Below are 19,983 nucleotides of genomic sequence, written 5' to 3'. Positions count from 1 at the left end.
CAATCAGTGGGTAGTTTGTTATAATAGTTTGGTTGGGAGTGTGAAAAACGTAGTGAAATCCCGTTATACTTGGCAGTATCTGCCACAACCACGAGCAAGCCTGGTGACTGAATTGGCGCAAAAATGTCAACTGGCACCGGCGGTTATCCGTTTATTGATCAATCGTGGGTTAACTGAACAAGCAACAATTGAAAAATTTTTAAATCCGGGAGTGGATCAACTGCATGATCCACTTTTATTATTTGATATGGCTAAAGCTGTGGCGCGGATTCGGCAGGCAATTGAGGCGAATCAACTGATCACTATTTACGGTGATTATGACGCTGATGGCGTGACCAGTACAAGTATTATGCTGGAAACCCTGGAGTCATTAGGCGCTAATGTGACTATTTATATTCCTGATCGCTTTAGCGAAGGCTATGGGCCACATCAAACTTCCTTTGAAAAAATTATTGCTGCCGGGACGCAATTGATCATCACCGTTGATAACGGTGTTAGTGGCAACGCACCAATTACTTATGCCCAAAAACAAGGCGTTGATGTGATCGTTACTGATCATCATGAATTACCGCCGGAATTACCACCAGCGTTTGCCATTATTCATCCGCGGCATCCAGCCGGTCAATATCCGTTTGGTGATCTTTCCGGTGTTGGGGTGGCTTTTAAAGTTGCCAGTGCCTTATTAGAAGAAACTGCCAGCGACAGCTTCGATTTAGCTGCGATCGGTACTGTTTGTGATCTGGTATCGTTAACGGATGAGAATCGGGTTTTAGTCAGCCTTGGCTTACAGCAACTACAACAATCTACACGGCCAGGGATCAATGCATTATGTCAAGTTGCTGGAATTGAACAAGCCTCCCTTGATGAACAGACCATTGGGTTTGCCATTGGGCCACGCTTAAATTCATTGGGTCGTTTAGGTGATGCTAAAGATGGGGTCAAATTAATGACCACTTTTGACCCTGACGAGGCAACGGAATTAGCCAAATTTGTGCAAACGCAAAATGAGCGGCGCCAGCAGTATGTCAAGGAGATCGCAACGACAGCATTGGCCATGGCACAAGCGCCAGAAAATCAGCAACGACAAACCTTGGTTTTGGCTCATGAAGGTTGGCATGAAGGTGTTTTAGGTATTGTAGCCAGTCGCATTGTTGATGCAACAGGTAAGCCAACTTTAGTGCTGACCCAGCGAGATGATCATACCCTTAAAGGTTCTGGTCGTAGTGTCCAAGCATTTAATTTATTCAGTGCTTTAGATCATTCTCGCGATTTGATGACTAGCTTTGGTGGTCATCATATGGCGGCAGGATTGGTCTTGCCAGCCGCCAATTTACCGGCTTTAGCGGCTGGTTTAGAAGCACAGGCCACTGCAGTTGACCTTAGTCAGCAGGCTAATGATACCTTAGCCGTTGATTTACAGTTAACCGTTCCAGAGGTAACCAGCGATTTTCTAAAAGCTAGCCGGCAGTTGGCTCCATTTGGAACGGATAATCCGGCACCGAAAATTGCGATCACGCCGGAAAAAGTCACTGCTGTTCGGGCGATTGGTGCCGATCATGCCCATTTGAAATTTAAATTGACTACTGAAACTACTAGTTTAGATGTAATTGCTTTTCAAAAGGGGCAATACGCTGACGACCTGCAAGCGGCCGATCACGTGACCGTTGTTGGTGAGCTTGGCGAAAATGAATGGCAGGGTCGGCGAACCCTACAGTTACAACTTACGGATATGGCTACCAGCGGTCTTGAGATCATTGATAAGCGCACCACCCATTTGACCCGTCATTTATTCACTTATACGGCAACTTATGTTTTCTTTTCCGCAAAGTTACAGCAGCAATTGACAGCTTTTTTACCGGCCGATGCAACTGCGGTTTTAGCTAGTGCGGACTTTAAAGTGGTCGGTGCGACCTTAGTCTTGGTTGATTTACCACCGGCTTTATCGGATTTACAGACCTTGTTACAACAGCATCAGACTGAATATGAGCGCTTGGTTGCCTTTTTCTACATGCAGCATCCTGTATATTTAGCTGGGCTGCCGACACGCGGGGAGTTTGCGCGTCTTTTTAAATTTACAACGACGCATAAAGGAATCAATTTACGCACACAATTGCCAACTTTAGCAAAATATTTAAAGCTGAAAAAAGACTTATTAATTTTCATGATTCAAGTGTTTTCTGACTTAGGTTTTGTTAAAATAGTTGAGGGCGTTATGGACGGAGTCGCCCAGCCCGCAAAAGCTGCGCTACAAAGTGCAGCCAGCTACCAGCAACGGCAACAGCAAATGAACGCGGAACAAGTGCTGGTCTACAGTAAGTATTCAGAACTTAAAAATTGGTTAAACGCACACACCGTGCCAGATGAAGGAGCGAAAAGGAATGTCAGTTGATTTACATGATTATATTGCTAGCGTGCCAGATTTTCCGGAAAAGGGGATCATCTTTCGTGATATTTCACCATTGATGGCGGATGGTGAGGCTTATCGCGAAGCAACTGATCAGATTGCCGCCTATGCACAAGATAAGGGTGTCGACATGATCGTTGGTCCTGAAGCACGTGGCTTTATTGTCGGCTGCCCCGTAGCTTATAAATTAGGGCTCGGTTTTGCGCCTGCACGTAAAAAAGGAAAATTACCGCGGCCAACGGTTTCTGCTAGTTACGGGTTAGAATACGGTCAATCGACTTTGTATTTGCATAAGGATGCGATCAAACCGGGACAAAAGGTGTTGGTAACCGATGACTTATTAGCCACTGGCGGAACGATTGCGGCAACGATCCAGTTAGTTGAAGATCTTGGTGGAATTGTGGTCGGAACCGCCTTTTTGATCGAGTTAAAGGATTTAGGTGGCCGTGAAAAGATTAAAGATTATGATATGCTGGCTTTATTGCAGTACTAAAAAAGTGTTCCTACGGGAACACTTTTTTAGTACTGTTTACGATATTGACGTTGGTGAGCGTCGATACCAGTCAAAACAAATTGGGCCGGATCTTGACTAAGGTCTAATTCAACAGTACTTCCATCAGTTGGCAATTGCTGTTGAAACAATTGTTCATAAGTAGAAACGGTAACTTGCTGGCGAGCAGCAAACATGGCTTGATGTAATTTAGGTAGTAGGGCAGCCTTAAAATTAGCCTGTAAAATACCGGTGTAAAATTCGCTGACCGCGCCAGAACCATAACTGAACAAGCCGAGCCGATCACCAGGTTGCAGGGTGTTGGTATTTTCTAGTAGGGAAAGCAAGCTGAGATATAGCGAGCCGGTATACAGGTTACCAACAATTTGGTTATATTGCCGGGAGTCTTCGAAATTAGCCATTAAGCGTTGTTGTGTGCCAGCATCAGCCTGCGGTAACACTGAACGCAATGCCTTTAACCCCATTTTGGTATAAGGTAAATGAAAAGCCAGCGCTGCAAAGTTGGCTAACGTCATGCCCGTTTTCTGGCGGTAAGCCGCAAAAACTTCATCAAAGAAATCTACATACATGTGACCAGAATAATGACCGTCAACTTTAGCTTCGGTGGCATAATTAGGCCGCCAAAAATCCATAATGTTTTCAGTGAGAACTGTACTTTCGGCCTCTAACGCCAAAATTTTCGGATCTTTACTGATGATCATTGCGATCGCCCCGCCACCTTGGGTCGGTTCGCCAGCGTTGCCAATACCATAGCGTGCAATGTCACTGGCAGTGATCAACACCTTTTTGTCTGGGTGTAAGGCGATGTATCCACAAGCAAGCTGAAGGGCCGCGGTGGCTGAATAGCAGGCCTGTTTAACTTCAAAAGCACGCACTTGTTGCGGTAGGGCCAATAAACTTTGTAAATACACGGCACCTGATTTAGACTGATCAATACCTGATTCAGAAGCAAAAATCACCGTGTCAATCTGTTGCCGATTAGTTGGTGTTAAAATCTTAGCCGCTGCATTGGCTGCTAACGTCACACTATCTTGAGTTGAGGGAATGACCGCCATTTTTTTCTGACCAATACCAATTAAATATTTGTTCGGGTCCTCATTCCGGGCTTGGGCCAATTCGGCCATATCAACAAAATATTGGGTGGTGTGGAAACTAATTTGATCAATGCCAATTTTCATTTAATTCAGAACTCCTTGTATAAATAAATTAAGCTTCGGAGCGGTTAGTTGGTTGAACTTGGGCCTTGTGTTTAGCCGTTTTTTGAGTCAGTAAAATCGCACAGACCAATAAGATCAAGGGTACTAAGACAACGGACGGTAATAGCCAGAAAATTAGAAAAGCGCCGATCCCAGCAATATTAGCCAATAACATAGCGGGAATTCGAAAAGCCCGTAAGTAGGAGATCAAATGTAAGCCTAAGCCGATCCAAGTAAAAATGGCCAAGTGGCCCAGTAAGGTTGTCCGCGCAGTTAGATAATTATTGACGTGAAATAATGGTGAAAGATGACCTAACCCTAATACCGCGAAGCTGAGCAATAAGAATAACACAAATAAAGTGTCATATAAACCAGGTAACTTAAGCAACGAAATTTTCACAGCAACCACCTCTGTTTTAAAAGCTGAATTTATTGTTAGTGAATTTATTATTTAGTTAATTTAATATTAGTATAGCAGAGATTCTTTTCTGTGGCAGTCTTTTACGCAGCAAAAGCAATGAATTAGAAAAGTTTAAGTTTTGAAGTAACCGTTTTCCACCACTTATTAACGGTTCGTGTTATACTAAAATTACATTAATTTAAGGAGTGATTCGATGACAGAAAAAACATTCTCCCAGGCCGAATTGGCTGAATTTGACGGTAGTAACGGTAAGAAAGCTTATGTTGCCATTGATGGTGTTGTTTATGATGTGACCGATGTTAAAGCTTGGTCAGAAGGTAAGCATCATGGTCAAACGGCAGGAAAAGATTTATCGGCAGTCATCGTCAAAGCACCACATAAGAAATCGGTGTTAGCAAAGTTGCCAGTGGTCGGTAAATATACCGGTTAACAAAACAAGCCTGGTCCCTTAATTGGCCAGGTTTTTTATTTTGCCTTTTTATAGCCAATTTGTGAAAATTATTTTTTAAATAAAAGCGATTAATTAAAGCATTATGGCAATTATTTAATTATGATTGAAAATAATATCACATATCTGTATAATGCTCGGTATATTAAAAAAAGGGGGCTATTATGATGAAGAAAGGGACGATTTTTACACTTTTTTCAGCAACACTTTTATTGACGTCTAGCATGTTGGGACTAGCGCAAAGTGCGTTGGCGGCGGAGAAAAGTTCAGTTACAACGACTGCATCAAAGGCTGAATATACGCCAGCTAAGGATTTAAAGCAAAAATATGATGTGATTATTGTCGGTGCTGGGGGTGCTGGCATGTCGGCAGCTTTGGCCGCCAAACAAAAGGGCTTAAAACCAGTTATTTTAGAGAAGATGCCCACTGCTGGTGGTAATACTTTGAAGGCATCATCGGGCATGAACGCTTCGGAGACCAAAGTCGAAAAGGCCAATGGTGTCAAAGATAGTAATCAGCAGTTTTATGAAGAAACGCTAAAGGGTGGTCATTATAAAAATGACAAGGCGTTACTGCACTATATGGTCAACCATTCAGCTAGTGCCATTGATTGGCTGGATAGTATGGGGATGAAGCTGGACAAATTAACGATTTCTGGCGGGATGAGTGTGAAGCGCACGCATCGGCCTCATGACGGATCTGCTGTTGGGCAATATTTGGCCACTGGTTTATTGCGTAATGTGCAAGAAAAGAAAATTCCGTTGATCGTTAATGCCGATGTGACTAAGATCACGGAAAAAGGCAACAAGGTTTCTGGCGTCAAGGTTGTTTTAAATCAAGACAAAACCAAAACGGTTAAAGCTAAGGCGGTTATCGTCACAACTGGTGGCTTCGGTGCTTCCAAAGCGATGATCAAAAAGTATCGCCCTGATCTGGCTAAATATGTGACCACCAATGCTGCCGGCAGCACGGGTGACGGTATAAAAATGATTCGTAAGTTAGGTGGCTATACCGTGGATATGAAGCAAATTCAAATTCACCCAACAGTGTATCAAAAGCCAGCCTATTTGATCGGTGAAGCAACTCGCGGGGAAGGCGGAATCTTAGTCAACAAGGCGGGGGATCGTTTTACTAACGAATTGGATACCCGTGATAAAGTTTCGGCGGCAATTAATAGTCAATCCGGCAAAATGGCCTATGTGGTGTTTGATGCTGGTGTTAAGGCGCGTTCTGCGGCCATTGATCAATATGAGAAGAAGGGCTTCACTAAAAAAGCGACTACGATCGCGGCCTTGGCCGAGAAAATCAATGTTCCTGCCGCAGAATTGCAGAAAACATTGACTACGTGGAATCAGGATGTCACTGCGAAAAAGGATGGCCAATTTGGGCGCACGACTGGGATGGAGCATCAGTTGAATCAAGGTCCTTATTATGCAATTCCAATAGCCCCAGGTATTCATTACACAATGGGTGGCGTCAAAGTTAATACTAAAACGCAGGTATTGAAGAAATCCGGTAAAGCAATTTCCGGTTTATATGCTGCCGGTGAAGTGATCGGTGGTTTGCACGGTTATAATCGGATCGGTGGGAACTCCGTCGCTGATATCATTATTTTTGGTCGGCAGGCGGGTAATCAGGCCGCTGCCTATGTCAAATAACTAAATCGCTTAAAATGCTGGGCCACTGTTTGGCAGTGGCCCAGCATTTTTTATGGAACGGGCATATTATTTCCCTTAGACCCGGTTGACTTAGTATGCTATAAGTAAATCAAGACAAAGGGTGTGGTGACTGATCAAAACAAAATGGCATTATTTAGGATTAGCAATTTTTTCAGTTGTGGCGTTGACGATCATCATTTATTTAGTGTTGTTACTAGAAAGTGTGGCCTTGATACCAGTCAGATAAAACCTATTTTTGTAATTTCAGTGCTGATCGGTTTAAGAAATACGGTTAGCCATTTATTGAGATGTAGTTAATTAACGGTTCCAAATTAAATAACGATTGTGCCACTTGTCATTTAGGTGCAGTCGTTTTTGTAATGGCTAATCCTTGCTGATCTTTAGGCTATTGTCGTTATGGCAGCGGTCAAGATCGGCGACAGCCAGCGATAACTGGACTATAATGATCAATGTAAATGATTTCCGAAAGGATGCGCGTTTAAATGCAAAAAGAATTTAAATTTGATTCAGAATTAACCGTTACTCGTTTAGGCTATGGCACCATGCAATTACCTGGTAAAGGAGTTTGGGGGCCAGCAACTGACGCTAAAGCAGCGGCTAATGTGATCACCACGGCGATCGATAACGGCGTTAATTTCATTGATACCGCCGATGCTTATGGGCCATTTTTTGCGAATTTGTATTTAAAAGATGCTTTGCAACAACGACCTAATCATAAAGTTATGGTTGCAACTAAAGTTGGTTTTACGCGGCAAGGTCCGGATCAATGGATACCGGTTGGCAATCCGGCGTATTTGCGCCAACAAGTTGAGCTTAATTTGTTTAGTTTAGGTCTCGATCATATTGATCTTTTGCAACTCCACCGGATCGATCCTAACTTTACCATCGAGGAACAGATTGGGGAATTAGCAGCTATGCAGAAGGAAGGCAAAATCAAGCATATTGGGTTGAGCCAAGTTAGTGTGGCACAAATTAAGGCTGCTCAAAAAATAGCACCGATCGTTTCCGTCCAGAATCGTTATAATTTGATTGATCGTGCTGATGAGGATGTCCTAAATTATGCCCAACAGCAACATATGGCGTTTATTCCTTGGTTCCCATTGGCAACAGGTAAATTAACTAGTGGGAACGTTTTGACTTCTATTGCTGAAAAGTATGATGCCACTCCGGCACAGATCGCCTTAGCCTGGTTACTCAAACGCTCTGACGTTATTTTGCCAATTCCAGGCACGAGCTCACCGGAACACGTTAAGCAGAATATTGCGGCTCAGGAGATTGAATTAGAGGATGCAGATTTTGACCAATTAAGTCGGTTGGCTTAACTAATAAGGGATCAGGGCATTGCTCTGATCCCTTATTAGTTTAAGTAAACGGCTGCCTAGGACGCCATTCAGGTGGTGGTAAAATGGATCCAATGACTAAGTGGAGGTGATCAGAAATGAATTATACGTTTATTGGTGATATTCATTCAGCCGTGGATGATTTGACCGCTTTATTGACGCAGCTAAGTAATCAAGCCGACCAATTGATTTTTTTAGGTGACTATATTGATGGGCAACCAACTGGTGAATTAGCACCACTGAAAGTGTTGGATCTGATCATGGAACAAGTACAAAATAAGCAAGCCATCGCTTTATTAGGTAATCATGATGATTTCTGGGCACAAACGGCGAAGGGCAACGAGTTGGCCTTTGATACCTGGAAGATCAATGGCGGTCGTTTAACTTGGCAGTTACTAGGAATTCACGCGGCGACACTTGCTGGTGTTAGGCACCAGTTGAAGCAGGCACCACTATTGAAATACACAACGTTTTTGCAAAACTTACCGCTAACCTGGACAAGTTCGCATCTATTTGCGGTCCATGCCGGTCTACTCTGGGGCCGACCTTTACCGCAGCAAGTTAAATCTGATCTGCTGTGGCTACGTGATTCGTACTTTTTTGATGATCCGGCCTACCCAACTAATTGGCACCGTAATGAATTAGGCAAAGTCATCGTCAGCGGCCATACGCCAGTGCAAACATTAAGTACCACACAACAGGGCTACCTTAAAATGCAGGCTGATGCTCAGGATGTGCCCCGTTATGACATTGACGCAGGTAGTCGCTCTGGTGCGACCAGCGGTGGAATTTTTGCTTTGACTTTGGCAGCGAATGGCCGTGTAGTGGGGAAGCACTTAGCGATTAACGGTCAAGTACGGGAGGTTAACTAATGGGAATAATAAAAATTATTCATGGCGATCTTACTCGGCAAACCGTAGATGCAATTGTCAATGCGGCTAATACCACTTTATTAGGCGGTGGTGGTGTTGACGGGGCAATCCATCGTGCAGCAGGGCCTGAATTACTGACGGCCTGTAGCGCTTTACATGGTTGTGCTACCGGTGAGGCTAAGATCACACCCGGTTTTCATTTAGCGGCTAAATATGTGATTCACACGCCGGGACCAATTTGGCGTGACGGTACCCAGGGAGAAGCGCAACTACTGCATAATTCTTATGCCAATAGTTTAGCGTTGGCGGCGGCCTATAATTGTCAAACGGTAGCGTTTCCGTCGATTAGTACTGGCGTTTATCGTTTTCCTTTGGCGCAGGCCGCAATCATTGCTTTGACCACAATTCGGGATTTCTTGGCAACCAATGATACGCTTCAAACTGTGTCCATAGTTTGTTTTGATTCGGTGACTTTGGCGGCGTACCAACAAGCCGCTCAACAATATTAAAGCGTGCATTGCCCATAATCTGTTTATTTGCGCTAAGTTTGTCCGCGATAACGTGCAGATTACAAGTAAAAAGACTGTCTGATCGCTAACGAATCAGACAGTCTTTTTGTAATGCTACTCGATGATGACACTGACAACATCAGCACGATGCAATTTGGTGTGACCACAACTGGAGGTGATCACATAATATTCAGCCGCACCGATGTTGAAAAAATTACGGGCACTGGTATTGATCACTGCATCATCGGTAATAACTTGAACATTGGCTACTTGCTGCAAAGTTAATTGTTCACCAGAGTGTAATAATAAAGTTAAATTTTTGCTCATAGGGTAAGGCTCCTTATTCTAGAGTATAACTATAATCTAAACTGAATTAATAGTATAAGCAAAAATAAAGCTTAAAAAAGCATTTGGCTCGATTTGCTTTCTCAATGTGGTAAAAGTTAGAACAACTGTTTAAACTAATGGCATTAGGTTTAAACGGTTGAACTGAGTCAGCAATAAAAAAAGGAGCCTTCAGGATGAACAAACAAGCAGCGTTGGAAAAAATCAGTTCCGGATTCAAACAGTCACAAGCCCTTTTATTAGCATTAGGGGATGAAAATCGGCAATTAATTATTTTAGCATTATTGCAAATCGGTTGTACCGGCACGCGGGTTGGTATGCTGACCGCTAAAACACACTTATCGCGCCCGGCAATATCTCATCATTTGAAAATATTAAAGGCGGCTGGTCTCGTAACTTTACGTAAAGAGGGGACGATGCATTATTATGCCGTCAATCCCAATGCTGATTTTGCGCTATTACAAAGAACGACTGCCGTGATCCAGCAATTAGCCCAGGAGGAAGATCATGCCTAAAACAATGCAAGCGATGCAAATCCAAAAATATGGTCACGTAACGGTGACAGCAGCTATAGTTCCTGTTCCCACCATTGGCCCGACAGATGTTTTAGTAGCGGTTAAAGCGGCCGGCGTTAACCCGATCGATTTTAAGACGCGAAATGGTGAAGTTAAATTATTGGTCAAACACAGGATGCCGTTAACGTTAGGACATGAATTTGCCGGTGTGGTCGTCAAAGTTGGAACGCAGGTACAGCAGTTTAAAGTTGGGGATCATGTTTTTGGCCGCCCACGTGATGCACGGATCGGCACTTTTGCTGAATATATTGCGGTTGCAGCCGCTGATATTGCCTACCAGCCGCGTAATTTGTCTTTTGTGGAAGCGGCTGGATTACCGCTAGTTAGTTTAACCAGCTACCAGGCATTGATCAGCATTGGCCAGCTGCAGCCTGGGCAAAAGGTATTGATCCAGGCCGGTGCCGGCGGGGTAGGTACAATGGCCATTCAATTGGCCAAAAGTTTAGGGGCCTACGTGGCGACCACAGCCAGTGCGACCAGAACACCATTGGTGCAGCAGTTAGGGGCTGATCAAGTGATTGATTATCACCAACAAGATTTCAGTACGATCTTGCATGATTATGACCTGGTTTTTGACACTTTGGGTGGTCTTAATTTAAAAAAGGCGTTTAAAATTTTGCGTCCAGGAGGACAAATTGTGTCGGTTAGCGGGTTACCTAATGCTCGTTATGGACGACAGACCCATCGTGGCTGGCTGAAAACTGCGCTATTTGGCTTAGCGACCGCCAACTTAACTTGGTGGGCGCACAAATACCGCGTACGTTATACCTTTTTATTGATGACCGCTAATGGAACTGAATTGGCTCAGCTTGCTCAATTAATTGAGCAGGGTAAACTTAAGCCACAAGTTGACCAGGTTTTTCCTTTAGCGCAAACGCAAGCTGCTTTAGCTTATTCAGAAAAGGGACGTGCACATGGTAAAATTATTGTGCAAGTAGCTGAATGAGCTTGGTAACCGTGGTACACTAATTTTAATCTAATAAAGAAGGTTTCAGCATGATCAAATTAGCGCAAACCCACGATTTAAAGCCAATAATGGCTTTTTATGAACAAGTCATTACCACCTTAGCTAAAACAGCGTTTCCTTCCGGGTGGAAAAAAGGTATTTATCCGGATGAGCTTTATGTTGCCAATGCGATTGCCCACCAGGAATCATTCCTTGATTGGCGTGATGACACGATCGTTAGTGCAATGGTGCTTAACAGTGCAGCCAATCCAGGTTATACTCAAGCAGCTTGGCAGGTACAGGCCGCACCAGCCGCGATTTTATTAATTCACACTTTGGCTGTTGCACCAGCATTACAGGGCCAAGGTATTGCCCAACAAATGGTCAAATTTGCCATTGATTACGGAAGAAGCCACCATAAGTTAGCGCTTCATTTAGATGCTTTAGCCACTAATCTACCGGCTCAGAAAGTCTATTTGGCCTGTGGCTTTACCTATATAACAACATTGAAATTATTTTATCCGGATACCGGTGTGACTTCATTTTTGTTATATGAATTTGTTTTGTAAGCTGACGGAAAAGAGGGCCTGGCGATGAAAATTTATTTTGCCGCGGCAATTCGTGGTGGGCGTGATGATGTAGGCTTGTACCAACAATTGATTGCCGCAATGCAGCAGCAACATCAAGTGCTGACTGAACATATCGGTGATCCTAAGTTAACTGCAGCTGGGCAAATATCGTACAGTGATGCTATGATTCGCCAGCAGGATATTCACTGGCTTGAAACCTGCGATGTGTTAGTAGCAGAAACCACGCATCCTAGTTTAGGTGTCGGTTACGAATTAGCCTACGCCGAAAAAATCGCGAAGCCGGTGATCATTTTACAGCGTAACCGCCAGGCTAAGTTATCAGCAATGATCAGTGGGACACCGTACTTTACTAAGATTTTTAACTATCAAACGCTTGCTCAAGCAATAATCATTTTACAGCGCGAATTAGCAAAGTTGGCCGACTAAATGAATCCGGCTACTTCTTTAAAGCACTGACTGATTACAAAGTCGTTTATTAACCTTAGTTTAAGACGATTGCGATTTCCATAAACAACCAAAATCTAAATAAGGACAACTTACCGTTAAAGGAAATCAAGTTTAACTGTGCTTTTTAGGCGTTTCGGCATGGTTGTGCAATAAAACTGCAGCACTGATCCCACCGATGATCACGATAGCTGCCGCAGTTAAAGAAACGGCGATCATACTGTTGGTGTATGCTTTGACAACGATTTGCTGAACTATTTGTGCAAAATCAGTTTGCTTTAATCGTGTTGAAAAGGCAATGCTATGACCGGAAAAAGGCCCAGCAGTGATCAAAGCGTTTTTGATCGCAGTTAAAGCTTGTTGCGGCGCCTCAATTTGCTGAAAATGACGGTGCAAATAATTTTCGTATTGCTGATCTTGTACTAAGCCTAAGACAACTACGCCAACTGTTGTGCCGATCTGGCGAAAAACGTTGAGTAGGCCGGAGGCCATGCCCATTTCACTAGCCTGTACACCCGCCATGCCGGCGGTGTTTAACAATGGGTTAACTAGACCACCAGCAATACCGAGTAACACCATGCCCGGCCATAGATCGCTAAAGTTAACTTTTGGTCCGGTCACCAAGGCGATTAGTAATAGGCCTAGGCCGCCGATCAACATACTGAAACTGATCATCCATTTTTGTGAATAACGGGTACTTAAAATTCCCGCAACGGGGCCTAATACTAAGCCCCAAATGCTAAGTGTCAGTTGCCGAATGCCAGTTTGTAACGCGGAATAACCAATATAATTTTGCATCAATGCAGTTAAAAAAGCATTGTAGGCGTAAGTGCCAGCGCCTAAAGCAAATGCAACAATGACAATACCGACGAAATGACGACGTTTAAACATCGTCAGATCAACCATTGGGTTCTCAACATGGCGTTCGACCCAAATAAAGAGTAGAAGTAGAATAAGGCCACTAAGTAAAAGACCACTAATATGTAGATCAAACCAAGACCAGTGGGGATGACTTTCTTTTAAGATCAGGCCATAGATCAAGGCAAATAAACTAGCAGCGGACAGGCCCATCCCTGCTAAATCAATGCGCTGTTGCTGGCCATAGCTAGGCGTTTCCTTGACATAAAGTGCGGTTAGGATCACAGCAATGACGGCAACCGGCACATTAACGTAGAAAATTGCGGGCCAACCAAAGTGTTCAACTAGATAACCGCCGATCAACGGGCCAGAAGCGGTGGAAACAGCGATCACGGAGCCTAGGGTTCCTAGGGCCAAGCCCCGTGCTTGACCGGAGAAGTTCGACGCTACCAGCGCCATTGACAATGACATCATACCTGCACCACCGATGGCCTGGATGCCGCGGCCAATATCTAAAATTAGTAAACTTGACGCCATACCATTGACGGCTGAGGCGACGGCAAATAAAATCAACGAGCCGAGAAAGATTTTCTTGCGCCCATACATGTCACCTAATTTGGACATGATCAGTAAAGTGACCGCATAAACCAAGGTGTAGGCATTGAGTACCCATTGTAGATCGGTAAAAGTTGTGTTGAAATCACGCACTATTGTTGGTAACGCCACATTGACCACGGTCACGTCCAGTAAGCCCATGAAAACGCCGAGACTCATGGCGGTTAACGCGATCCATTGTTTAAAATTATGTTGCTCATCTTTCATAGTTGCCAACCCCAGCTTTACTTTTTATATCTATTATACCGATTCTGACCCAGTCGTGCGTGGTTTCTCGATAATTCGTTTGTTCCGGCTGAAAGGTAAACTAAACTGCTGCCAGTAGTGCTACTTTTTTGAGTGTTAGCTGGTCTGGTATAATTAACTGCGTTAACTGGCTAAATGGGAGGTTATTATGGAAATTCGTTTATTGAAATATTTTGTGACCATTGCTGAAGAAGGCACTGTTTCGCGCGCCGCTCAGGTGTTACATATTACTCAACCGACCTTAAGTCGCCAATTAAAACAGTTAGAAACTGATCTGGATACCGAGCTATTTAGTCGTGCGAAAAACCATTTGCAATTAACCGCCGCCGGTTTATTTTTAAAAAGTCGTGCCGAAGAGATTCTAGCGTTAACTGAGCAAACGCAGCAAGAATTTGTTGATCGTAAAAAGCAGCTTTTTAGTGGTCATATTGCGTTAGGTTGTGTCGAGGCTGATAATTCAGACACCATGTCCCGCATGTTAGAGGAATTTATCGCTGACTATCCGGCGGTGACTTTCAGTATTTATACTGAAACCAGCGATGATATTGTTGATCGCTTGGATAAGGGATTGATCGATTTGGCGATTTTGTTGGAACCGATCAATACTGAAAAGTATCATAAAATTGTCTTACCGCATACCGAGCGCTGGGGATTATTGGTTTCTAATGAAGCTTTTTTAACAGAAAGTCAGGTTATTTCGCCTGCCGATGTCATCGGAACGCCGTTACTGATTTCCGGTCGGCCGGATGTTCAGCACTTAGTGGCGAGTTGGGCCCGCTGCCCACTAAATAAGCTTAATATTATCGGTAACTTCAATTTAAGTTTTAATATCACTTCCTTAGTTGCCCGCCAAGTTGGGGCAGCGGTATGTATTGAAGGGGCGCCAAATTATGGTAGTGCGACTAAGTTTATTCCCTTTGCACCAGCCGTGCAGACAAATTGCGTTTTAGCCTGGCGCCGGGAACGCGAAACTTCACCGGTAGTACGGGAATTCATTCGCTATTTCCGCCGTGCTTTCGCTTGATGGTGACGATTGAAATTATTTAATTAGGGACTACAATAAAAGTGAATAGAAATTTTTAGATTAAATTGGGGCGAATAAAATGGCTAAAGCAGAGCAAACGATCACCAATTTAGCAACCACCATGCAGGCGTGGCAAGTGACCGAGCCGGGAGCGATCATGGGTGCAAGTGCGCCGTTAGCGTTGGTTACTAAGCCGGTACCGCGGCCACAGGTTGGTGAAGTGCTGGTTAAAGTGCTAACTTGTGGGATTTGTCATACGGATTTACACGTCACGGAAGGCGATTTACCCGTCCACCAACCTAATGTAACGCCAGGTCACGAAATTATCGGTGAGGTGGTGGCGACAGGGCCACAAACAAGTCGGTTTAAACTAGGTGAGCGGATTGGTGTACCGTGGTTGCGGTGGACCTGCGGGGTTTGCCGTTTTTGCCGTTCCGGACGGGAAAATCTATGCCCTTATTCAAAATATACAGGGTGGGATCATGATGGCGGTTACGCAGAATACGTTACCGTACCCGAAGGATTTGCCTACCGGATTCCGGCGCAGTTTAATTCTGTGACGGCGGCTCCTTTATTGTGTGCGGGTATTATCGGGTATCGGGCCTTGCGTCGGGCTCAGGTGCCGGCTGGTGGCCGTTTAGGATTGTATGGCTTTGGTGGCTCTGCACATATCACCACACAGCTTGCCTTGGCCCAGGGAATCGCTGTTTATGTATTAACACGTGGCCAGGATGCACAAAAATTTGCGTTGCAATTAGGTGCAACGGCAGCGATCAATACTTACGCGACGCCACCGGTTAAATTGGATTCGAGTATTATTTTTGCGCCAGTAGGTGATATTGTACCGCAGGCCTTAGCAAGTCTAACGCCTGGTGGTACCTTAGCGATTGCGGGGATTCACTTATCGGATATTCCGGTTCTTAATTATCAAAAGGCTGTTTTTCATGAAAAGAATTTAACCAGTGTGGAAAGTAATACGCGCAAGGATGGCGAAGAATTTTTACGTTTGGCTGAGCGTTTAAAAATTCAACCTACGACGACACCATATGCCTTTAAGGATGCGATCACTGCATTACAGGAAGTTAAGCAAGGTAATTTACATGGTGCATTAGTATTGCGGATCAGCGCTGATTAATTGTGGCTAACCGATCTGCGATATTTATAGTAGGTAGATAAAACGCTTTATGACGTTTATTTTGCTAAACTAATTGAAGAAGTAACTAAATGGGCATTCCAGCAAACCGTGGGATGCCCATTTTAGTTAGTTTAATATACCCAATAAGCATATATGACTTAAAAATAAGCATTAGACGTATAGATAACTTAGGCCTATGCTAGTTTTCGTAAGTTAAGTCATAGCAAAGAAGGCAAAGTAGGTGCGTAACAATGGTTGTGGTGATTTATTTTTCCCGTGCCGGGCAGAATAAGCAATATGGGGTGACCCAGTACATCAATGTGGGCAATACCGCATTAGTTGCCCGAAAATTGGCCCAACGGTTAGCTTGTTCGGTGGAGGCATTACAAACCTTACCCCACTGATTATCAGGCGATTTTGGAACAGACGAAAAGCGAACAAAGCAAACAACGGGTAGTAGCGGTTAAACCATTACAAACTAATTTAGCGCGGACACAGCAAATCATGTTAGGTTTTCCGATTTGGTGGGGAACGTTACCCCAGGCACTGCGCGCTTTCTTAGCTTTGCAAGATTGGCGTGGCAAAAAAGTTTATCCGTTTTGTACTCATGAAGGTAGTGGCTTTGGTCGTAGTCTGGATGATCTGCACCAAATCTTGCCACAAAGTTCGTTAGCGACTGGCTTAGCAGTGCGGGGCTCGCGGGCTTTCAAGGCTGACCGGGCCATCGAAAATTGGTTAAATTTATTGGAAATGGAGCGTTCAAAATGATTAAAGGTAAAGTGATCGTAATTACGGGAGCATCCTCCGGAATTGGTGAAGCCAGTGCCAAATTATTAGCTAGTAACGGGGCCAAAGTTGTTTTAGGTGCTCGTCGAGCTAGTCGTTTGCAGGCGATTGTTGCTGATATTAAAAAGGCTGGTGGTCAGGCCGTTTATCAGGTGACCGATGTGACTAAACCAACTGAAGTTCAAGACTTAGTTGCTTTAGCCAAAAAGAAATTTGGTGGGATCAACGTCATTTTTAATAATGCTGGTATCATGCCTAGTTCACCGATCAGTGCGTTGCATACCCAAGAATGGAACGACATGGTCGATATTAATTTGAAAGGGGTGCTCAATGGGGTAGCCGCAGTTATGCCGGAGTTTACTAAACAAAAGCAAGGCCAGATCATTACAACATCATCGGTTGCTGGACTTAAAAGTTTCGTTGGTGCTGGTGTTTATGGCGCCACTAAATTTGCTGTTCGCAATTTGATGGAAGTTATTCGTATGGAAAGTGCTCAGGAAGGAACTAATATTCGGACGACTAGCCTATATCCAGCCGCGATCAATACTGAATTATTACACACGATCACCGATGATGCCACTAAATCCGGAATGGAACAGTTCTACGCCCAGGTCGGTATCACACCTGATGCGGTTGCGCGTGTGGTCAACTTCGCCGTTGATCAACCGGAAGACGTTAACGTGAACGAATTTACGATCTATCCAACAAAGCAGGCTTAACGAAGTCCGATCTGGTTTTCGGATTGATTTTCACAAAAGAATGCAATAAGGAGTGTTTTAATTATGGTAAAAAATGAAGTATTAAAAAACGGGGGCATTTTCCCACGAGGCGTTAAAAATGAGGCTTACGCCCAGTATTTTATCGGTCAAAGTTATTTACAAGGATTAGTCGCTGATTCTGCGGTTAACGTTGGTGTCAGCAACGTTACTTTTGAGCCCGGTTGTCGGAATAACTGGCACATTCATCATGCTGGTTATCAGATTCTGTTGGTTACTGGCGGTGAAGGCTGGTATCAAGAAGCCGGTAAGCCCGCCCAACATTTAGTTCCTGGTGACGTTGTCGTCACACATGATGGGGTTAAGCACTGGCATGGTGCGACCAAGGATAGTTGGTTTGCACACATTGCAATCACTGCTGGTACACCAGAATGGTTGGAACCCGTTACGGATAAACAATATGCTGCTATTGAACAGGAGGCCAAATAAAATGGTAAAAAAACAAACGGCTGGTCGTGATCATTTAGGCGACTTTGCTCCGAAATTTGCTGAATTAAATGATGATGTTTTATTTGGCCAAGTTTGGTCCCGCGAGACGAAGTTGACCCCACGTGATCGTAGCCTGATCACTGTGGCTAGCTTATTGACCCAAGGTGTGCCCCAATTAGAAGCGCACATGAAAATGGCTAAGCAAAATGGGGTGACGCAAGATGAAATGGTGGAATTGATCACCCAGTTAGCCTTTTATGCCGGTTGGCCCAAGGCGTGGTCAGCATTTGCCCTTGCCAAGCAAATTTATTTAAACCATTAGGTGAAGAATAAGGCGTTTTAGTATGGAAGTGAATCACTGTCTACGCACTGAATTTAAATACTCGGTGGGATTTGATTTAAAATGTAGTCACTAAATAGCATGCGGTTTTCTGAGTACAGGCGAATTGAAATCAATAATGGCTAACAAGGATATAAAATTTATTTAGCTTGATTGAAAAAGGTAAAGTGGTGGACATAGTCAAGTGATGTCCACCGCTTTTTTTTACGTTTTTGAACCATCTAACGATCCCTAAGTAGCGATTACTGCTTGCTATGGTCTTCAACTTTGGTTGCGTGATCATCGTCTGCAACGGTCAAAATCTACAGTGCAAAAATTATTGTGAAATAGTGGTCAATACTTTATAGTCCATTGGTAATCATAGATTGGTTACTAGAATAAATGCTCAGTTAAATTCAAATTGACCTTAACTTTTTTAGTGGATCTTAGTTATTATTTACTAGTAGCTACAAAAATGAAGATCATTAACATCAAAAAACCATAAATAATGTAACCGTTTTACATGTTGACAATAAAGAATTTAAAGCTAAATTAAAAAGCGCTGTTAATTTTAAAAAATAAGTCAACAATTTTTTATTTTTTCTGTATAATTATATTTGAGTTAGGCAGTTAATTTTTAAAGTAGCATGTTACTCATTAAACAATGAATGGTGATCGCTTTTATACCATTCGGCGTACCCGAAATATACTGGAGGTCGAGGACGATGAAAGTAACATTAAATGAACAAGAATACATATTAACCCCTGAGGAAGAGGAAATGTCCGTTTTAGAATTTGCCACAATGAAGGACGTCTACATTCCCAGCCTATGTTTCTTAAAGGAATGCGGCAACAGCGGTAAATGTGGGGTGTGTCGGGTTGAAATTGAACAGGATGGTAAAGTGAAGTCAACTTTAGCTTGTCGTTTGAAGATGACCGACGGACTAGTAATTCGCACGGATACCGAGCAAACGCTTGAACAGACCAAAAAAACTGTAATCAAAATATTAAACAAGCATGATTTTAAATGTGGGACTTGTATTCGTAACGGGGATTGTGAACTATTAGCCTTAGCCGGCAAATTGCGGGCTCGTCCGGAACTAAAATATGAGGATTCTGTTGATGATTTACAGGCGCAAATCGACAGTCGTAGTGTTGGCATTACTATCAACCGGAATAAGTGCATCCTGTGTGGCCGTTGTGCGGCCATGTGTTTAGAAAAAACCTCAACTGGTTCTATCAAGTTGCAAAAAATTGATGGTAAACGGATTATGGCGCCAATTGACAATGTGCGGTTTGAAGACACCAATTGCTTGCTTTATGGCCAATGTGTCAACGCTTGTCCCGTTGGCGCTTTACACGAAACCACTGAAATTGAAAAGGTAGAAGCGGCCTTAGATGATGACAACAAACAAGTTTTCTACGTAAAGTCAAGTATATTAGGACTCTAAAGTCTTAATTTCTGACATATTTGACATTATTGCTTTAATCGGGGCGTTTTATTTCTAAATTAGG

The 19,983-nt window shown here is 43.5% G+C and carries 23 protein-coding genes; 19 read left to right on the top strand and 4 right to left on the bottom strand.

Features of this window, described 5'->3' with window-relative positions; all coding sequences use genetic code 11:
• Positions 1-52: 52 nt before the first annotated feature.
• Positions 53-2,389: a single-stranded-DNA-specific exonuclease RecJ gene (gene recJ, locus FFM78_RS12235; protein WP_137638683.1), complete on the top strand. Its 2,337-nt coding sequence runs from the start codon at positions 53-55 to the stop codon at positions 2,387-2,389.
• Positions 2,379-2,897, top strand: coding sequence for an adenine phosphoribosyltransferase (locus FFM78_RS12230; RefSeq protein WP_137638682.1), 519 nt, complete (start codon positions 2,379-2,381; stop codon positions 2,895-2,897). The genes recJ and FFM78_RS12230 overlap by 11 nt, the downstream gene beginning before the upstream one ends.
• Positions 2,898-2,923: 26 nt before the next feature.
• Here FFM78_RS12230 and FFM78_RS12225 read toward each other — a convergent pair whose 3' ends face one another.
• Both FFM78_RS12225 and FFM78_RS12220 read right to left on the bottom strand, forming a co-directional pair.
• Entirely contained in the window at positions 2,924-4,093 is a 1,170-nt protein-coding gene (locus tag FFM78_RS12225) for a hydroxymethylglutaryl-CoA synthase (RefSeq protein WP_137638681.1), read from the bottom strand.
• Between the two features lie 28 nt (positions 4,094-4,121).
• Positions 4,122-4,511 carry a hypothetical protein gene (locus FFM78_RS12220; RefSeq protein WP_137638680.1) on the bottom strand — a complete coding sequence of 130 codons (390 nt, stop codon included), beginning with the start codon at positions 4,509-4,511 and terminating at the stop codon, positions 4,122-4,124.
• A 214-nt stretch (positions 4,512-4,725) separates the two neighbouring features.
• On the opposite strand from FFM78_RS12220, the gene FFM78_RS12215 reads away from it, so the two are divergent.
• The 5 genes from FFM78_RS12215 to FFM78_RS12195 all read left to right on the top strand — a co-directional run bounded on the left by FFM78_RS12215 (position 4,726) and on the right by FFM78_RS12195 (position 9,380).
• Positions 4,726-4,962, top strand: a complete 237-nt coding sequence (locus FFM78_RS12215) for a cytochrome b5 domain-containing protein (protein WP_137638679.1) — start codon at positions 4,726-4,728, stop codon at positions 4,960-4,962.
• A gap of 242 nt (positions 4,963-5,204) precedes the next feature.
• Positions 5,205-6,638 carry a flavocytochrome c gene (locus tag FFM78_RS12210; RefSeq protein WP_223877077.1) on the top strand — a complete coding sequence of 478 codons (1,434 nt, stop codon included), beginning with the start codon at positions 5,205-5,207 and terminating at the stop codon, positions 6,636-6,638.
• A 503-nt stretch (positions 6,639-7,141) separates the two neighbouring features.
• Positions 7,142-7,981, top strand: coding sequence for an aldo/keto reductase (locus FFM78_RS12205; RefSeq protein ID WP_137638677.1), 840 nt, complete (start codon positions 7,142-7,144; stop codon positions 7,979-7,981).
• Positions 7,982-8,097: 116 nt separating this feature from the next.
• Positions 8,098-8,871 carry a metallophosphoesterase gene (locus FFM78_RS12200; RefSeq protein WP_137638676.1) on the top strand — a complete coding sequence of 258 codons (774 nt, stop codon included), beginning with the start codon at positions 8,098-8,100 and terminating at the stop codon, positions 8,869-8,871.
• Positions 8,871-9,380 (top strand): O-acetyl-ADP-ribose deacetylase, encoded by a 510-nt coding sequence (locus tag FFM78_RS12195; RefSeq protein ID WP_137638675.1) that lies wholly within the window; start codon positions 8,871-8,873, stop codon positions 9,378-9,380. The genes FFM78_RS12200 and FFM78_RS12195 overlap by 1 nt, the downstream gene beginning before the upstream one ends.
• A gap of 114 nt (positions 9,381-9,494) precedes the next feature.
• On the opposite strand, the gene FFM78_RS13900 is transcribed toward FFM78_RS12195, so the two are convergent.
• Positions 9,495-9,707, bottom strand: coding sequence for a hypothetical protein (locus FFM78_RS13900; protein WP_171001896.1), 213 nt, complete (start codon positions 9,705-9,707; stop codon positions 9,495-9,497).
• A 194-nt stretch (positions 9,708-9,901) separates the two neighbouring features.
• Here FFM78_RS13900 and FFM78_RS12190 point away from each other — a divergent pair, with 194 nt between their 5' ends.
• From FFM78_RS12190 to FFM78_RS12175, 4 genes are read left to right on the top strand one after another with little or no spacing between them, the layout of a single operon-like run.
• Positions 9,902-10,240: an ArsR/SmtB family transcription factor gene (locus tag FFM78_RS12190; RefSeq protein WP_137638674.1), complete on the top strand. Its 339-nt coding sequence runs from the start codon at positions 9,902-9,904 to the stop codon at positions 10,238-10,240.
• Positions 10,233-11,246 carry an NADP-dependent oxidoreductase gene (locus FFM78_RS12185; RefSeq protein WP_137638673.1) on the top strand — a complete coding sequence of 338 codons (1,014 nt, stop codon included), beginning with the start codon at positions 10,233-10,235 and terminating at the stop codon, positions 11,244-11,246. Before FFM78_RS12190 ends, FFM78_RS12185 begins: the two co-directional genes overlap by 8 nt.
• 50 nt (positions 11,247-11,296) lie before the next feature.
• Entirely contained in the window at positions 11,297-11,815 is a 519-nt protein-coding gene (locus tag FFM78_RS12180) for a GNAT family N-acetyltransferase (RefSeq protein ID WP_137638672.1), read from the top strand.
• Between the two features lie 24 nt (positions 11,816-11,839).
• Positions 11,840-12,262, top strand: a complete 423-nt coding sequence (locus FFM78_RS12175; protein ID WP_137638671.1) for a nucleoside 2-deoxyribosyltransferase — start codon at positions 11,840-11,842, stop codon at positions 12,260-12,262.
• A 132-nt stretch (positions 12,263-12,394) separates the two neighbouring features.
• Here FFM78_RS12175 and FFM78_RS12170 read toward each other — a convergent pair whose 3' ends face one another.
• Positions 12,395-13,960 carry an MFS transporter gene (locus tag FFM78_RS12170; RefSeq protein ID WP_223877076.1) on the bottom strand — a complete coding sequence of 522 codons (1,566 nt, stop codon included), beginning with the start codon at positions 13,958-13,960 and terminating at the stop codon, positions 12,395-12,397.
• A gap of 187 nt (positions 13,961-14,147) precedes the next feature.
• On the opposite strand from FFM78_RS12170, the gene FFM78_RS12165 reads away from it, so the two are divergent.
• The 8 genes from FFM78_RS12165 to FFM78_RS12135 all read left to right on the top strand — a co-directional run bounded on the left by FFM78_RS12165 (position 14,148) and on the right by FFM78_RS12135 (position 19,919).
• Positions 14,148-15,023, top strand: a complete 876-nt coding sequence (locus tag FFM78_RS12165; RefSeq protein ID WP_137638670.1) for a LysR family transcriptional regulator — start codon at positions 14,148-14,150, stop codon at positions 15,021-15,023.
• Between the two features lie 79 nt (positions 15,024-15,102).
• Complete coding sequence (locus FFM78_RS12160) at positions 15,103-16,158, top strand: zinc-dependent alcohol dehydrogenase family protein (protein WP_137638669.1); 1,056 nt, start codon at positions 15,103-15,105, stop codon at positions 16,156-16,158.
• 251 nt (positions 16,159-16,409) lie between these two features.
• The gene (locus FFM78_RS14040) at positions 16,410-16,562 is read left to right on the top strand and encodes a hypothetical protein (RefSeq protein ID WP_223877075.1); all 153 of its coding nucleotides are present in this window, start codon (positions 16,410-16,412) and stop codon (positions 16,560-16,562) included.
• Between the two features lie 13 nt (positions 16,563-16,575).
• Positions 16,576-16,926, top strand: a complete 351-nt coding sequence (locus FFM78_RS12155; protein WP_223877074.1) for a flavodoxin — start codon at positions 16,576-16,578, stop codon at positions 16,924-16,926.
• On the top strand, positions 16,923-17,663 hold the full coding sequence (locus FFM78_RS12150) for an SDR family oxidoreductase (protein ID WP_137638668.1): 741 nt from the start codon (positions 16,923-16,925) through the stop codon (positions 17,661-17,663). Before FFM78_RS12155 ends, FFM78_RS12150 begins: the two co-directional genes overlap by 4 nt.
• Positions 17,664-17,726: 63 nt before the next feature.
• A complete protein-coding gene (locus FFM78_RS12145; protein WP_137638667.1) occupies positions 17,727-18,149 on the top strand; it encodes a cupin domain-containing protein in 423 nt (140 codons plus the stop codon).
• Position 18,150: 1 nt separating this feature from the next.
• Entirely contained in the window at positions 18,151-18,471 is a 321-nt protein-coding gene (locus FFM78_RS12140; protein WP_137638666.1) for a carboxymuconolactone decarboxylase family protein, read from the top strand.
• A gap of 722 nt (positions 18,472-19,193) precedes the next feature.
• Positions 19,194-19,919: a 4Fe-4S dicluster domain-containing protein gene (locus tag FFM78_RS12135; protein WP_171001895.1), complete on the top strand. Its 726-nt coding sequence runs from the start codon at positions 19,194-19,196 to the stop codon at positions 19,917-19,919.
• Positions 19,920-19,983 lie beyond the last annotated feature (64 nt).

The organism is Loigolactobacillus binensis (assembly GCF_005405165.1).
In the GTDB taxonomy this organism is placed as follows: domain Bacteria; phylum Bacillota; class Bacilli; order Lactobacillales; family Lactobacillaceae; genus Loigolactobacillus; species Loigolactobacillus binensis.
Note: the sequence above shows the minus strand (reverse complement) of the source record. Positions and strands in the feature narration are given on the sequence as shown.